The sequence below is a fragment of the Tenacibaculum sp. TC6 genome (assembly GCF_050606265.1).
Lineage (GTDB): Bacteria > Bacteroidota > Bacteroidia > Flavobacteriales > Flavobacteriaceae > Polaribacter.
Map to the genome: position 1 here is coordinate 1 of NZ_JBOCUK010000015.1, position 16,099 is coordinate 16,099.

Here is a 16,099-nt window from a genome sequence, read left to right on the forward strand (position 1 = left end):
TGTGCGCTTTTTCTTGTGTGGACTCGTATTCATAAAATAAGTCTAATTTGTGTCAACTTATTTCAGGACGGGACAAAGGGAATAAAAAAAGAGGTCGTCTAAAAATTACTTTTTAGACGACCTCTTTAATTAATGTTTTATAAAAACTGTCAACCTATTTTAGGACGACTCACTAAAAATTTAATTATTGACCTCCGGCTTCTTTTTTAGCTTCCTGAATCATTTGTTCATTGGCTACAATAGCAAACTCTACACGTCTGTTTTTACTTCTACCTTCAACTGTTTCATTAGTAGCTATAGGATCATTAATACCTAACCCTTTAGTGGTAAATCTTGCAGTAGCTAATCCTTTACTAGTTAAATAGCTTTTAACAGAATTTGATCTTTTTTCAGAAAGAGCTTGGTTGTACTCAACTTTACCCGTATTATCTGTATATCCGTAAATAACAATGTTTGTATTTTGATAATCTTTAAACACAGGAATCAATTTGTCTAAGTTAGATTTAGCAGCACTGGTTAGTGTTGATTTGTTAATGTCAAATCTAACCGCATTTTCACCTAAGGTTAACTTAATACCTTCACCAACTCTTTCAACTTCAGCAGCAGGTAATGCTTCTTCGATTTCACGAGCTTGTTTATCCATTTGATTACCAATGATACCTCCGGTAACCCCTCCAATTACACCACCTAAAACAGCTCCTAGTTCAGAGTTTTGTTTGTTACCTACATTGTTTCCAATAACAGCTCCTAAAACAGCTCCGGCTGCTGTACCGATTGCGGCACCTTTTTGCGTGTTATTTGCATTTTGAATTGATTTACATGAAGTAAATATACTTCCTGCTAAAAGTAAGGCTGATAAGCTATAAATTATTGTTTTTTTCATCATTTATATAAATTGATTATTTTCTTTGAAATGTATACGTAATGTTTTTAACGCTACCGGCAACGTTAACTTTGTCTATTAAATTAAAACTGTTTTCTGTAACGTTAGTTAGTTTTAAAATGTAACCGCTATTTACTTCTTTAGCTTTATGGTCGTTAATAATTTTTAAAACAAAATTACCTTCAGTATTAACATACCATGTTATTGGAGAGTTAAATGATTTACAGTTTACACTATTTAAACTCATTTCACCTTCGTTATTGTTAGAAATAAAACTCCAATTACTTCCAACAAAACATTTTGAATCTTCGATATTAAAAGAGGTAACTTTTAAATAATCAGAACCCGGAAAATCAACAGAAGTAATAACCCAGTTTCCTTTTAACATTCTTTCTGTTTTACCGTCAAGTTTTGTGTTGGTAACAGATGTTGATTTACATCCAATAAGTGCAATTGAGAATAGAAGTAATAAAAGGCTTTTTTTCATAATTAAAAATTTAATATTTCTTATTTAGACCCAAAAATATAAATAACGTCACTTAATATTTAACTCAATACAGTTTTTCTTGTGCTCATTTATTATTAATTTGCACCTTTTTAGGGATGATTTCTCTCCCACGCTGCTTTTTTGAGTTCTTCAAAAAAATAAAGGTATAGTAGGAATGGTTATTTTATCAATTTTTAAAAATTAAAGAAATGGCTGTTTTAGAACAATTAACTTCACAGCAAGCGATTGATTTAGAAAATAAGTACGGAGCCCATAACTATCATCCATTACCGGTAGTTTTAAGTAAAGGAGAAGGAGTGTATGTATGGGATGTAGAAGGAAAAAGATATTATGATTTTCTTTCTGCATATTCTGCAGTAAACCAAGGACATTGTCACCCTAAAATTGTAGGAGCAATGGTAAATCAAGCTCAAACATTAACACTTACGTCTCGTGCCTTTTATAATGATATGTTAGGTCGTTATGAAAAATTTGCAACAGAATATTTTGGGTTTGATAAGTTACTACCGATGAATACCGGAGCTGAAGCAGTGGAAACGGCGTTAAAAATCTGTAGAAAATGGGCTTATGAAGTAAAAGGTATTGAAGAAAATGAGGCTCAGATTATTGTTTGTAAAAATAATTTTCACGGAAGAACTACTACTATTATTTCATTTTCTAACGATCCGGTTGCTCGTAAAAACTTTGGACCGTTTACCAATGGTTTTATTAAAGTTGAATATGATAATTTAAAAGAATTAGAAGCTGCTTTAGAAAACAACAAAAATGTAGCTGGTTTTATGGCAGAGCCTATTCAGGGTGAAGCAGGAGTATATGTGCCTTCAGAAGGATATTTAGCAGCAGCTAAGGCGTTATGTGAAAAACATAATGTTTTATTTATTGCTGATGAAGTACAAACAGGAATTGCACGTACCGGTAAACTATTAGCTGTACAACATGAAAATGTACAACCGGATATTTTAATTTTAGGAAAAGCATTGAGTGGCGGTGCTTATCCGGTATCAGCAGTTTTGGCAAATGATGCTATTATGAACGTGATAAAACCGGGTAACCATGGTTCTACGTTTGGAGGAAATCCTGTAGCAGCGGCAGTGGCTATTGCTGCTTTAGAAGTAGTAAGAGATGAAAAGTTAGCTGAAAATGCAGAACGTTTAGGAATTATTTTCCGTGAAGAACTAAGTAAGTTTGCTGAAGAGAACGATTTAGTAACTTTAGTAAGAGGAAAAGGATTGTTGAATGCTATTGTAATTAACGATACAGAAGAGAGTGATACGGCTTGGAATATTTGTATGCAATTACGTGATAATGGATTGTTAGCAAAACCAACTCACGGAAATATCATTCGTTTTGCGCCACCTTTAGTAATGAATGAAGAGCAATTAAGAGATTGTATAGCTATTATTAAAAAAACAATTTTAGAGTATACAAACTAATTTTAATAGAAAAAGGTTTATAAAAAAAACGGTATTGAATTAATTCAATACCGTTTTTTTATTTTTAAGTTTGGGATATCGTCCAAATTAGGTTTGAATTGCTATCCTTATTAGTTTTAAAGAATTGTATTAACTATTGAAGATACTTAATTAACCATCTCATAAATATTCAAATGTTTTTTTAAGAGTCCGGAAGGTGTGTTTTTGGTTTCGTCAAATATTCGGGTATCACCAAATAAAATAAAGCTGTCTTTGGCTCTGGAAACCGCTACGTTTAGCATGTTGGGTTTGTTATCTTTGTCAAAAAAAAGTGTACCTTCATCGTTATTACTATATACTGAGCTAAATAAAATAATATTTCTTTCTGCTCCTTGAAGCGCATGCACGGTTCCTAGTTTTATGTTGTTTATATCGTATCCCGCTTCTGTAAGCGCTTTTGATAATTCTCCTTTTTGGCTGGCAAAAGGGGTAATAATTCCTAAAACTTCTTCAATGGTATCAACATTATAAGCTTGTTGAATTTCTTCTTTATGTTGTTGAAGCCATTGAATAATAGCTTTTACCTCGTCTAAATTACAACGACTATTGTACTTACGTTCACTAACACCCTCTACGTGGTAGGCCATCATAGAAGGAAAAATCTGACTGTCATCGGCTTTTCCCTTCATCGGTTTTAAAATACCACCATAAGCTAATTCGTTACAAAAACCAATAATTTCGTCATTGCAACGCCTGTGCTCTAAGAGAATAAGTCCATTTTCTGTTTCGGAGTGTAAAGGTGTTTCATACTCACATGCATTTTGAGCCATTTTCATAATACTACCACTAGAAGCCAGAAATCCTAAATCATTTAAAAAAGTATTTTCAGAAAAGTCATCAATAATATGCAATGAGGTAAGGTTTCCTAAATCTATTTTGGGAGGAATAGACCAAATAGGTTCTATTTGTTTTAAATCTCCTACTACAAAAGCTTTTTGTGCTAAAGAAAAAATAGGAATACTAACTTCAGGAGTAACTTGCCCGGCTTCATCAATAATTAATAAATCGATAAAGTTATATAGCGGAAGATATTCAAAAACAGGCCTGCCTTCTTCATTGGCTCCTTGAAACTGACTGTAAACAAAATGAGAAGGTGCCATATAAAAGGTAGCTACAAAGCAAGGTGTAAGCATGGCTCTACGTTTCCATTGTGCTTTAATGGCTTTTTCTCCGGTACCTTTTTCTGTATCGTATTCAAGAGCATTAAATGTTTCTAATAACCAACGAGCTTCCCAATAATGCGTGGCTAATAAAAAAGCGGAGTGACGTAAGGTAACATCTATTTCGTCATAGAAAAAGCGATGTGATTTATCATTGTTTTTAATCTTTTCATACTCATAATTCCACATTTGTTCTTCCGAAGTAAAAGGTTGTCCTTTAATATTATTTTGCTGTTTCCATTGTGTTAACTTCAAGTTTGTTTGAAGTAGTTGATTTATATGAGCTAAAAGTTGTTTTATATAAGAAAGAGCTGTATGAATATCTTCGAGCTTATCATTGTCAATTTTAAAAAGATGAGTAGGCTTTAAAGCATCAGAAGAAGATTTAAAAACGACTTGTATTTCTTGGATAAAGTTAGGCTCTTTGTATAAAGATTTTAATTCAGAAATAATACTTCTCCACTGGTGTAGTTTGGTAATGGTAATATTTTTGTTGGTAATAAGATCTTCTTTATGTATGACTAAATTGTTGATATAATCGATAGAAATAATATAGTCATTAGAAAAGCGAACACTATCTATCAATACATCTTCAATATGTATAATTTCTTGTTGTAAATGATAACAGGCTTCTTCTAAAGAGTTTTCATGAAGATTGAAATAGGTGTTGAACTTTTCTAAAAAGTAATATTCGGCTTCATGTAAATACTGTTCATTTTCAAGCTCACAAAGAGTGCCTTCATAACCAAATAAATTTCCTTTTAGGAAGTTGATATCTTGTAATGATTTTTCTCCTTTGGTGTTTGAGGGTAAGTAGGTAGCGTATCCTTGAAAATTAGGAATCCAACGCTCTGCTAAATTTTCTAACGTACTTACTGAATTGATAAAACTATCAATAATATTAGTAACTGCCTGATTGTTATTAGAGCAGGCTAAAATTAAAGGAGGTTCTTCTCCAATAATAGCTGCTTTAACAAACTCGGTTGCTACTAAACTTTGTAATAACGTAGTTTTTCCGGTACCCGGAGGTCCGTTTACGGCTAAAACCGGTTTTTCTTCAGCTGTTAAATACGATAACAAGGTTTTACGCTGACTGATAGACAAAGGAAATTCATTTGACATTTGACCTAAGTGCAAATGATTGTAATGTAAAAAACCTTCATCAGTAATCGGAGGTCTTCTGAGCCTGTTTGCCGGATGTATAATTTTAGAAAGGAGCGGAAGCTCTTCTGTTTCATTCAATAAATTATCGTATAAAAATAAAATGCTTTTTGCTGTTGATATTTTAGAGCTTACGGCAAAATAGGTCAACTTGCGTTGTGTTGTGTATTTCTCTGTACGATAGGTGTATATAGAAGAATGGGTAATTGCTGAAAAAACGCCATTCAGATAGTCCCAATACACATTCCAATCAACTTTTTCATGTTCATAATCACTTTCAGGCGTTTCTAAATCTCTGGCTAACGTAACATTATGAATGGATGAAAAAACAAAATCATTTTTTGTGTCGGCAATAGGAGTAAGGTAATTACGAACAATTAAAGGAAAAAGATCTTTAGGAGCCGATAATTGACCGGATCTGTCTACGGTGGCTGTAATCCAAAAAGGATGAATAATTCGTTGTTTAAATTTAGGATCATTAGAATGATGTTCTAAATAAAAAGGGGCAATAAGAATTTCTGTTTCATTGAATTCTTGCCATCTGGAACTGTCTTTTTTAGTAACTCCACGCAATCGGTTAATTCTTCTTTCTTCACTATTTAAAAGCTCTTCAGCTTGTTTAGCATTAATCAGCGGAGTACTTAAATCAGAATTATTTTGGTAATATAAATTTTTAATTCTTGAGATGTCAATAGCCAAGTTTTCACTGTCAAATAAGCTGTTTTTATAGTAAAGCAACCAATTTTTTTCGTTATCCATTACTGCTTAATATTCGAAATTAATAGATTTTTGATTGAGATGAGGGAGCGCGAAAATAGGAGAATTAATTCTTTTTTTTGAGGAAAAGAAAGAGTTTTTATCAAGTAAAAAAGTGAAAAAATGAGTACCTGTATTAAAGTCAGTAGGTTAACAAAATAAAAAACCGATAGTACTGTAAAAAATACTATCGGTTTTTTATATATAATCTTGTTAGAGGAGGTTAACCTTGTAATTCTTGCATTCTTTCCTGTAAAAGTTCAGGGTTTTGAAGAACGTCCCATCCTAAAAATGCTAGCATAGCAATTACATAGATTAAAAATAAAATACTTAATACTAATCCTATAATGGCTAAAATTCTTCCGGTATTTAAGTTTGAATAGTTTGTGTACATGCTTGGACTTGCATTATATTTAGCTTTGTCTTGTTTAAATAAAACTAAAGCAATAATAGACATAATGATTCCGGGAACTCCGTAGCAACAACAAGTAATAATTGATAAAATACCTAAAACTAAAACAGCTGTGGCGTTAGGGAGAGATCTTTGTTCAAATTCATTCATAATATTAGAAAGTTTTGTTAGATATATAATTTGTTCATTTTAATAACGTAAGCAATTATCATGGTAATTACATTAACAATTGCCAAAATAATAAGAATTTTTGAAGTAATTTTTTTCTTTAAATAGAAATGAAGTGCTACAGCAAACACAAAGAGGATGGTAGTATAAATAGCAGGAAACATAAAAAAAGCTTCTTGAAATTCTCCTTTTGATACCAGTGCTAATGAACGTTGAAAGCCGCATCCGGGGCATTCAAATCCAAACATTTTTTTGTTTAAGCATGGTAGCATGTAGTCTTCTAACTTCACAATCTTTTTTATTTAAAAAAATCCATTCCCGGAATAGAAGGCATACCACTTTTTGCAGCTATAGCTAGCTCTTGTTCATTAATTTCACCGGCACGTTTTAAAGCTTTGTTTAAGGTTAAAATTAAGTAATCTTCCAGTTCTTCTTTATCTTCAAGTAATGCCTCATTAACGGTAATAGCTTTGATTTCACGATTGGCAGTTACGGTTACTTTTATATTACCATTGGCTGCAGTTTCATCAATTAATACTGTATTTAGCCTTTTTTTAGTTTCTTCAACCTTTTCCTGAGCTTCTTTTAATTTGCCCATCATCCCTGAAATATCTCCAAACATTGATTTTTTATTTTAAGATTTTTATAACAACAAAAGTAGTATTTTCACAAAGAAAATAAGTAACCAAAATAAAAATGAAAAAAATAATCCTCACTATAATAGTATTAAATCTTACTTTTGCATCCTGCAAAAAAGAAAGAATGGAAAATGATATTAAAACAGCTGCTAAAGCTCCTATAGCTGAAAAACAGTTAACTAAATTAGAAAAACACGGTGACGTAAGAGTAGATAATTACTTTTGGATGCGTTTAACCGACGATCAAAAAAATGCAGAAGTTAAAGATGAGCAAACACAAAAAGTGTATGATTATCTGAATGCAGAAAATGACTATTATGATAAAATGACTGCTGAAACTAAAACATTTCAGGAAGAGTTATTTGAAGAAATGAAAGGTCGAATTAAGGAAGATGATGAATCGGTTCCTTATAAAGAAAACGGATACTACTATATTACCCGATATGAAATAGGAGGACAGTACCCTATATACAGTAGAAAAAAAGGAACGTTAGAGGCTGAAGAGGAAATATTATTTGATGTAAATAAAGAGGCTGAAGGGTATGATTACTTTCAGTTAGGAGGACTGAATATTACACTTGATAATAAGTTAGCTGTATTTGCTGTTGATACTTTGAGTAGACGTCAATACACGCTTCAGGTTAAAAACTTAGAAACGGGTGAAATTTATGCTGATAAAATAGAAAATACTACCGGAGGTTCTGTTTGGGCAAATGATAATAAAACATTGTTTTATACTAAAAAAGATCCGGTTACTTTACGAAGCTCACAAATATACAGACATACTTTAGGAACTGATGTGTCTGAAGATGTATTAGTGTTTGAAGAAGAAGATGAAACTTTTAGTGTTTTTGTAACTAAGTCAAAATCTAAAAAGTATATAATTGTAGGTTCTTTTAGTACCGTATCAAATGAATATCAGGTTTTAGAAGCTGATGAACCTAAAGGAGCTTTTAGAATTATACAACCACGTGAAAGAGATTTAGAGTATGATATAGCACATTATAAAGATCATTTCTATATCAGAACGAATAAAGACGGGGCAACTAATTTTAAGTTGATGAAAACCCCGGAAACTAAAACAACCAAAGAAAATTGGGTAGATGTAATTCCGCATAGAGAAGATACTTTTTTTGAAGATTTCTCAATTTTTAAAGATTACTTAGTTCTTGAAGAAAGAAACGAAGGGTTGAATAAAATACGTATTAAACGTTGGGATGATACAGCAGATTATTACTTGCCTTTTGATGAAGAAACCTATTCTGTTGGAGTATACTCAAACCCTGAATTTGATACAGATGTGATTCGTTATTCATATAATTCAATGACAACTCCTAACTCTGTGATTGATTTTAATATGAAAGATAAATCGAAGGATGTTAAAAAGGAACAAGAGGTTTTAGGAGGAAAGTTTAATAAAAACAATTACATAAGTAAACGTATTTGGGTACCTGCAAGAGATGGTAAAAAAATAGCTCTGTCTATAGTGTATCATAAAGATACTCAGATAAATAAGAACACCCCTGTTTTACAATATGCTTACGGTTCATACGGGTATACTGTTTCAGATGGTTTTTCTACTACTCGCCTAAGTTTATTAGATAGAGGGTTTATTTTTGCGTTGGCTCATATTAGAGGAGGTCAGTATTTAGGTAGAGAGTGGTATGAAGATGGTAAAATGTTAAACAAGAAAAATACCTTTACAGATTTTATAGACTGTTCTAAATATTTAATAGATAACGGATATACTTCACCTCAGCACTTATATGCGATGGGAGGTTCAGCAGGTGGATTGTTAATGGGAGCAATTATTAACATGAATCCTGAATTATATAACGGAGTTATTGCAGCTGTTCCGTTTGTTGATGTAATTTCAACTATGTTAGATGATAGTATTCCTTTAACAACAGGTGAGTATGATGAATGGGGTAATCCTAATGATAAAGAGTATTATGAATACATAAAATCGTATTCTCCATACGATCAGGTAGAAGCTAAAGCGTATCCGAATATGTTGGTTACTACCGGTTTACATGATAGTCAAGTACAATATTGGGAACCGGCAAAATGGGTAGCTAAATTAAGAGAAGTAAAAACAGATTCTAATTTATTATTCTTACATACCAACATGGAAGCTGGCCATGGAGGAGCATCAGGAAGGTTTGATGCTTTAAAAGAAACAGCAGAAGAATACACGTTCTTTTTAATGTTAGAGGGTAAGTTAGAAAAATAATTATATTTTTGCCCTCGGAAAGAGTAGGGGTGTCATTACGAGAAAACTGAGGAAATCTTTAATTTCACCGTGTACCTCTCGTAATGACACCTTTTTATATTATATAAGTAAGAATGAGACATACTGGTATAACCAATACAATTTTAGATTTAGTAGGACAAACACCGTTAGTAAAATTACATGAAATAACTAAAAAACTACCAGGAAAGTACTACGCTAAAATTGAGGCATTTAATCCAGGGCACTCGGCTAAAGATAGAATAGCTCTTCATATACTTGAAACAGCTGAGAAAAAAGGAATCGTAAAAGAAGGTGATATTATTGTTGAAACTACTTCCGGAAATACCGGCTTTTCTTTAGCAATGATTAGTATTGTAAAAGGGTACAGATGTATTTTGGCAGTAAGTGATAAATCTTCACAAGATAAAATAGACATGTTGAGAGCTATGGGGGCTGAAGTACATATTTGCCCTGCTTATGTAGCAGCAGATGATCCTCGCTCTTATTACGAAGTAGCAAAAAGACTCCATAAAGAAAATCCGGGATCTATCTATATTAATCAATACTTTAATGAATTAAATATTGAGGCACATTATGTAAGTACCGGACCTGAAATTTGGGAACAAACCGAAGGAAAAGTAACTCACATAGTTGTAGCTAGCGGTACCGGAGGAACTATTTCCGGAACAGGGCGATTTTTAAAAGAGCAAAACCCTAAAATTAAAGTAATGGGAGTTGATGCTATGGGCTCTGTTATAAAAAAATACCATGAAACAGGGGAGTTTGATGCTACAGAAATAAGTCCGTACAAAATAGAAGGATTAGGTAAAAATTTAATTCCTACCTCAACAGATTTTGATGTGGTTGATATTTACGAAAAAGTATCAGATAAAGAATCGGCATTGAAAGCAAGAGAACTTGTAAAAACAGAAGGAATTTTTGCAGGGTATACTTCAGGAGCCGTTTTACAAGGGTTACAGCAGTACGCAGATAAAGGGTATTTTGATGAAAATAGTGTAGTAGTGGTTATTTTACCAGATCACGGGTCTCGCTATATGAATAAGATATACTCAGATAAATGGATGAAAGAACAAAACTTTTTATAGAAAGCAATTCTTATAGATAATAACTACGGGTAGGTTGTAAAACCTACCCGTAGTTGTTTATAATAGAAAGATAAATGTTGTTATGAAAAAGTATTTCCTATACTTTGCTCTACTAAAAGGGCTTCTGCCGCAGAAATACGAGTTCTTTGTCTGCTTAAATTAGTAGGCATTATACGATCATTAGTAATAATAGCATTTAAATTAAGTTCATCATTACTTACTATTGAAGAGAATGAAGAACCAGAATCTAAAGCGCTTTGAATACCTTCTCTTACGGCTATCAGTAAATCTGTTAGTTTACTGCCAAAAGCAGCTTGAATCCAAGCTCTCTCACTATGTCTGTCCATAGAAGAAAGTAATTGGTTTCTTTGAGTTTCGTTTAAAGCACGGGCAAATTCATGTGAATGAAATCTTCTTAAAAAACGTCTTTTACGTTGTCTTATTTCCACAATAAAAGCGGCTAATAAATCTCGTTCTCTTAGGTAAGCAGGGTGTACATCTCTAATCAGCTCACCTGGAACTCTATCGTTTCCAACAACAGGATGCACTTCAGATCTAATGCTTCTAGGGAAGTAATTTCTGTAATCATACACCCAGTCTAATCCCGATCTTCCTCTGGAATGTGCATCTCGTCCTGCAGTTACAATTCTGTTGTTTGAATGTGCCAAAGCAGTGCTTACACCAGATTCTCTAATAGCAACGGCTAAAACAAAGGCAATGTCAATTTCATTTCTACCTTGATGAGATCTTTCGTCAGTATCATTAACAAATAAATTAATTGTATCGGTAATATGAGCTCGAATTTCGGGTTCATTAAGTCTTTCAATTAACTGATTTATTCTAGTTGTTTCTAAATTCTTTCGTATTCTTCCTCTTGCAGTTTCCACTAAGAAACCATCTTCAGGAATATGCATTTGGCTTTTTACTTGCTGAATTTGAGATGCTGTCAAAGCTCTGAGCGGTTGTATAGTTTCATGTTCATCTTGATCCGGTTCGTCATCTATATAAGCTTCATCTCTGGCAGATTCTCCGTCTTCATAAGAACTTCCATACACTTCCTCTTCCGTAAAAACCATATCCGGTTCACTGTGTGTGTCTCCGCCTCCTTTACTAATTCTTGAACCAGATTCGGTTCTTGTTGAGTCTGTATCCGGTGATTTTGAATAACTATCGCGTTCTTCTTCATAAGGCGGGTCAGTAATAGGCTCATCATCATAATCATAGCTTGATGATCCTTTTTGGTAACCCGAATCTCTATGAGTTTCACTACCGCCTCCTTTTGAAGGTGTAGAATGATAGCTACTGCCACCTCCTTTAGACGGGTAGCCTCGATCATCATCGTAACCACGTCCGCTACTTCCTTTAGAAGAATATCCGCGGTCATCATCGTAGCTACGTGAACTGCCTCCTTTAGAAGAATAATTTCCATCATCATAATAACTGCTACCTCCTTTAGAAGATGAAGATCTGGAAGTGCCTTTTCCGGAAGAGCCACTGCCACCGCTACCGCTTCCTTTTCCATAGTAGCCTGATTGTTTTGCTGCCATAATTGTTGTTTTTTAAGTTAGTTATAAGTAGTCTGCCTTTTTTATAGGATTAGGGTAAGGGGAAATTTTTGATGCAATTACACCGATTAACTGAAAAGAATTATCTATAAAATCTGGTTCCTTAACAGGAGTTTTAACCAGATTGATTGTTAGTTTAACAGGTATGTTTTTAGATGGTTTTTTAATTTCTGTTTTAAAAACTACCTCTTTAATTTTATATCCTTCTTTATTTATATTTAATTTATAAGAGGTGTTGAGTTGTAATTGTGTATAAAGTATTGTAGAATTTTGTTTGTTAAAAACAATATTAATTTTCTTGCTGTCTTTATACAAAGTAACACATTCAGGTAAAATAGGAATCGTTTCTTTGGTTACAGCATCAATAAAACTAAATTCATATTTAATGGTATTTAGCTGAATGGCTGTAATCATACTTTTTAAATTCAACCCTTTAAATGCTACTGATTGTAGTTTAAGCGGATTAGTAATTTTTACGGTTTTTTGTTCTTTTTGCTGAAGCCTTGGTGCTAACTTTATAAATTGTTGTTGTTTTTGAGTAATAATACTTTTTGCAGGTTTACTGGCAATTGAAAACTGCTTTTTTGTATTGATTTGCGAAGCTACATTGAACACTGTTTTTCTTTCTAAATTTAAAGCTGTGTTTACAGATTGTAGCTGAATTTTTTTGTCTGATTTTAGTAGTGTTGGGTTTAAAACGAAAGGCCCGAAATTTTTTAATTGATTAGAGTTTAAAAAAGCAGTATTGGTTTGTGAAGCTGTATTGATTTTTAAATCGATTTTTCGAATAAAAATAAGTTTACTGGTAATGCTAGGTATTTCTATTTCTTCTTTATTAATAATATTAATATCCCAAAACGGACTTTCTAAAAGACTGCTCTCAAACCAAGATCGTGTAACATTTACCAATAACAATTCAAATTCTATTTCATCTAAATCCAAATCAGAAGGTTGATCACCAAAAATTGTTTGGTAATTTTTCATGGATTCTTTTTTGAGTAACCGGGTAATTTCAGTCTTATTAATAGTTATTTTTTTCCAATCCAATTTATCTGCGTTGTACAAATTATTTGGTGAACAATAAGTCAGATAAAAATTGGATCCGCTACCGGGGTGTGTTCTTATAGCAGTTTCAAAAGAAGCTTTAAGATCGCTCAATTTTGAAATGAAACGTTTGATTTCATCTTTAATAATCGCTACTATTTTTTGTTCTATTTTATCTTTATAACCTCTTGTAACCCATTCGCGTTTAACTTCTTCAAGGTTGTTTTCTTTAAGATTGATTTCAAATGCTATTGTGGCACTGTTTTCAGAAGCTTTAAGTTGATTTATTTCTTCTAAAAGTTTCTTTTGCATAGCATAAAAAGAGGAGTATTCATCTTTTTCCTGAAAAGACACTACCTGTAAAGCTTTTTCAAAAATAGGATGCTCATAAAGCATTTCTATTTGTAAGGTATCGATATCAATAAGTCGTAACGACTGAATAATTGATTTGTATTTATTGAACAAAAAATCATTTTGATCATTAGAGGTAACCCAGTAATTATCCAGCTTAGGTATGGTATTGGCTATTTGAGAAAACTCGTATAGCTCATCAAGATATTTATGAACGTTACTAGAGGCGTTATTGGTATCAAGGAATAAAAAATCATCACTGGTAAAACCTGTAGAAAAAGGAGCAAAAACAAGATCGAATTGCTCCTGAGTTTCATTAACAGGTAGCCCGGTATAAAAATCTTCTTTGATTTTTTCAAAAATAGTTGCTAGCTGTGACATGGGTTATATTCATGTGTTTAGTTAATTTATACCCATTCTTGGATATCTCCTTTAGGTTCTGGCGATTTAGGTAATACGTGGCATTTGAATCCGATTAATTGCATACCATCAACTCGAATTCCTTGACTATTACTTTGAAAATCCATGTTGCGTTCTTGTTGATGAGATTCATATTTACCACCGGCATGAAAAGGTCCCCAGCTAACATATCCGCCACCGGAAGCTTTGGTAATTTCATCTGTAATTTCTTTATTACTTTCACCAAAATGTAGTATTAAGTCTTTTACAAAAATGGCTGTGGTAGTATAAGCAGGTATCATTCCGTTTGGCGGATTTTTCCCGTCAGAAACCATATTGTCTTTAAACTCTCCGTTGTTTTGGTCAAACCTCCAATACTTACTTGTTAAATAATTGACATTAAACCAAGGTCTGTTAATAGGAACCTGGCATATTTTAAAAGTAAGCTTAAAGTTTTTGGTGTCAATTTTATGGTTTTTATTTACTTTTTCGTAGCTACCGCCGCCGCCAATGTTAAATACACCAAGAGCAAGTCCGCCGCCTCCGCCGCCTTTTTTAGAGTCAAATTTATAATTAGATTTTACGTCAGTACTGGTAAAAGAAAATTCTGTCCAACCATTATCAGACTCGGCAAAACCACCGGGAAGTAATGAAGTGTAATAAAAATCAGAACCGGAAGTATTTCCTGTTAAACGAGCTTTTTCTAAATCGTCAATGTATTGTTGTTTTAGAGTTACCATACTTCTGCCTTCAACTTGAGCAATGTAAGCAGCAATTTGATCGTATTCTTCCTTATATCCATTGGTAATCCAATCGTTTTTAGCAGCCATTACTTTGTTACGAAGTATAGAAGCATTCATAGCCCAAAAATGAACAGCAGCAGGGTCGTTACCGGCTAAGGCGTTAACTCGGTAGCTATTGTACTCTAAAGCAGCATTCATGTACTGCTGCATTTTTTCATTGTACAATTTTACTAGTGGAGTTTCTACTAACACTTCCTCTTCTTCTTCGGTAACTATATTTTTCTTTATTTTCTTTTCTTGAAGCAGACCTCTGAGTCGGGTAATTTTATCTTTTGTTTTTTGATCAGGTTCAAAATTAGCTACCTGACTGAATTTTAAAATATGGTAATATGCTTGAGATAAGGTGTTTTCCGGATTCCAAACATTCATGGTAACATCGCCTTGTATGCCACTTGTATCTGGTACTAAATCACATATTCTGGCTAAGTTTTCAGCTTGCATATATTTTCGATTGACATCTGAAGCCAATAAGGTTTTAATTTCTTCAGGATCTTTTTTTTCCGGAGGTTGGATGTTTCCGTCTTGGTCGTAGGTAGGTACGGGTTGTTTTAAAACCCCGGTTAATCCTGTTGATAAAAATTCCAATTCTTCTTTAGGAAAAGGCATACCAACAGAAAGCCAAGCCAGGTAGTTGTCATCTGATTTAGGAGCAACATCATCACCGTTAGCGAGTATGTCATATAGCTTACCTAAAACGGAGTTCATTAATTGATCCGGTAGAATTTTTTCTTCATCCATGATTGTGAGTTTTAAGATTAGATATTTAGTTAATAGTTTTTAGAGCAACTAAGTTACCGGATCTTTACAGGATGATTGGTAGTGTAATTGATGTTTTTTACCGGGTGATTTTCAGAGTTTTATAAGGTGTTTTTCCGAAAAATGAAAAGGAAAAAAATGGTGTGGTATTTTTGTTACTTGTTTAATGGTGGAGGAGGAGAAGTGGTAAAAAAAGTAACTGGCTGCATAAACTAATTAATACAGCCAGTTACTACTAAAAAACGGGGGCTATTCTATTTCTATTAATTTTATAGAATTTTCCTTGATTAATTTGGGAATGGTTATTTTTAACTCTCCGTTTATATAAGATGCTTTCACATTGTTTTCGTTAATAACACCTTTTGGAAGAGAAAAACTTCTTTTAAAAGACATATAGCTATATTCCTTTCGGGTGTACTTTTCATCTGACGTGTTTTTATCACTTGTTTTTTCAGATGATATGGTTAAAATATCATTTTCAATGTTGATTTTAAAATCTTTTTTATCCATTCCCGGTACCGCTACATCTACTATAAAATCGTGTTCATTTTCTTTAATGTTTACAGCAGGTAATGTAGTATTTGTCATAGAAAAATTTGAGGTAGACCAATCTCTTAAAAACTCATTTAATGTATTTGGAAATACCGGAAAATCTGTGTTCTTCAATAACATAACATTAGGTTT

The 16,099-nt window shown here is 32.9% G+C and carries 13 protein-coding genes; 3 read left to right on the plus strand and 10 right to left on the minus strand.

Going from position 1 to position 16,099, the window contains the following annotated elements; translation table 11 throughout:
* Positions 1-184: 184 nt before the first annotated feature.
* Together ACQY1Q_RS09865 and ACQY1Q_RS09870 are read right to left on the minus strand one after the other, a co-directional pair.
* On the minus strand, positions 185-883 hold the full coding sequence (locus tag ACQY1Q_RS09865; RefSeq protein WP_431005145.1) for an OmpA family protein: 699 nt from the start codon (positions 881-883) through the stop codon (positions 185-187).
* A gap of 16 nt (positions 884-899) precedes the next feature.
* The gene (locus tag ACQY1Q_RS09870; protein WP_431005146.1) at positions 900-1,370 is read right to left on the minus strand and encodes a hypothetical protein; all 471 of its coding nucleotides are present in this window, start codon (positions 1,368-1,370) and stop codon (positions 900-902) included.
* Between the two features lie 209 nt (positions 1,371-1,579).
* Between ACQY1Q_RS09870 and rocD the strand changes: the two genes are divergently transcribed.
* Positions 1,580-2,824, plus strand: coding sequence for an ornithine--oxo-acid transaminase (gene rocD / locus ACQY1Q_RS09875; protein WP_431005147.1), 1,245 nt, complete (start codon positions 1,580-1,582; stop codon positions 2,822-2,824).
* A 146-nt stretch (positions 2,825-2,970) separates the two neighbouring features.
* On the opposite strand, the gene ACQY1Q_RS09880 is transcribed toward rocD, so the two are convergent.
* The 4 genes from ACQY1Q_RS09880 to ACQY1Q_RS09895 form a co-directional block, all read right to left on the minus strand.
* Positions 2,971-5,943 carry an AAA domain-containing protein gene (locus ACQY1Q_RS09880; RefSeq protein WP_431005148.1) on the minus strand — a complete coding sequence of 991 codons (2,973 nt, stop codon included), beginning with the start codon at positions 5,941-5,943 and terminating at the stop codon, positions 2,971-2,973.
* Positions 5,944-6,163: 220 nt separating this feature from the next.
* Positions 6,164-6,502 (minus strand): CCC motif membrane protein, encoded by a 339-nt coding sequence (locus ACQY1Q_RS09885; protein WP_431005149.1) that lies wholly within the window; start codon positions 6,500-6,502, stop codon positions 6,164-6,166.
* A 17-nt stretch (positions 6,503-6,519) separates the two neighbouring features.
* On the minus strand, positions 6,520-6,792 hold the full coding sequence (locus ACQY1Q_RS09890) for a DUF2752 domain-containing protein (protein ID WP_431005201.1): 273 nt from the start codon (positions 6,790-6,792) through the stop codon (positions 6,520-6,522).
* A 26-nt stretch (positions 6,793-6,818) separates the two neighbouring features.
* Complete coding sequence (locus ACQY1Q_RS09895; RefSeq protein ID WP_431005150.1) at positions 6,819-7,142, minus strand: YbaB/EbfC family nucleoid-associated protein; 324 nt, start codon at positions 7,140-7,142, stop codon at positions 6,819-6,821.
* Positions 7,143-7,216: 74 nt separating this feature from the next.
* Between ACQY1Q_RS09895 and ACQY1Q_RS09900 the strand changes: the two genes are divergently transcribed.
* Positions 7,217-9,391 (plus strand): S9 family peptidase, encoded by a 2,175-nt coding sequence (locus ACQY1Q_RS09900; RefSeq protein ID WP_431005151.1) that lies wholly within the window; start codon positions 7,217-7,219, stop codon positions 9,389-9,391.
* Between the two features lie 113 nt (positions 9,392-9,504).
* Positions 9,505-10,497 (plus strand): PLP-dependent cysteine synthase family protein, encoded by a 993-nt coding sequence (locus tag ACQY1Q_RS09905; protein ID WP_431005152.1) that lies wholly within the window; start codon positions 9,505-9,507, stop codon positions 10,495-10,497.
* Between the two features lie 80 nt (positions 10,498-10,577).
* Here the strand turns inward: ACQY1Q_RS09905 and ACQY1Q_RS09910 are convergent, their stop codons facing one another.
* From ACQY1Q_RS09910 to ACQY1Q_RS09925, 4 genes are all read right to left on the minus strand, one after another.
* The gene (locus ACQY1Q_RS09910) at positions 10,578-12,044 is read right to left on the minus strand and encodes a hypothetical protein (protein ID WP_431005153.1); all 1,467 of its coding nucleotides are present in this window, start codon (positions 12,042-12,044) and stop codon (positions 10,578-10,580) included.
* Positions 12,045-12,065: 21 nt separating this feature from the next.
* Positions 12,066-13,838, minus strand: coding sequence for a hypothetical protein (locus ACQY1Q_RS09915; RefSeq protein WP_431005154.1), 1,773 nt, complete (start codon positions 13,836-13,838; stop codon positions 12,066-12,068).
* 26 nt (positions 13,839-13,864) lie between these two features.
* Entirely contained in the window at positions 13,865-15,397 is a 1,533-nt protein-coding gene (locus tag ACQY1Q_RS09920; RefSeq protein ID WP_431005155.1) for a hypothetical protein, read from the minus strand.
* A gap of 267 nt (positions 15,398-15,664) precedes the next feature.
* Positions 15,665-16,087 carry an Hsp20/alpha crystallin family protein gene (locus ACQY1Q_RS09925; RefSeq protein ID WP_431005156.1) on the minus strand — a complete coding sequence of 141 codons (423 nt, stop codon included), beginning with the start codon at positions 16,085-16,087 and terminating at the stop codon, positions 15,665-15,667.
* Positions 16,088-16,099 lie beyond the last annotated feature (12 nt).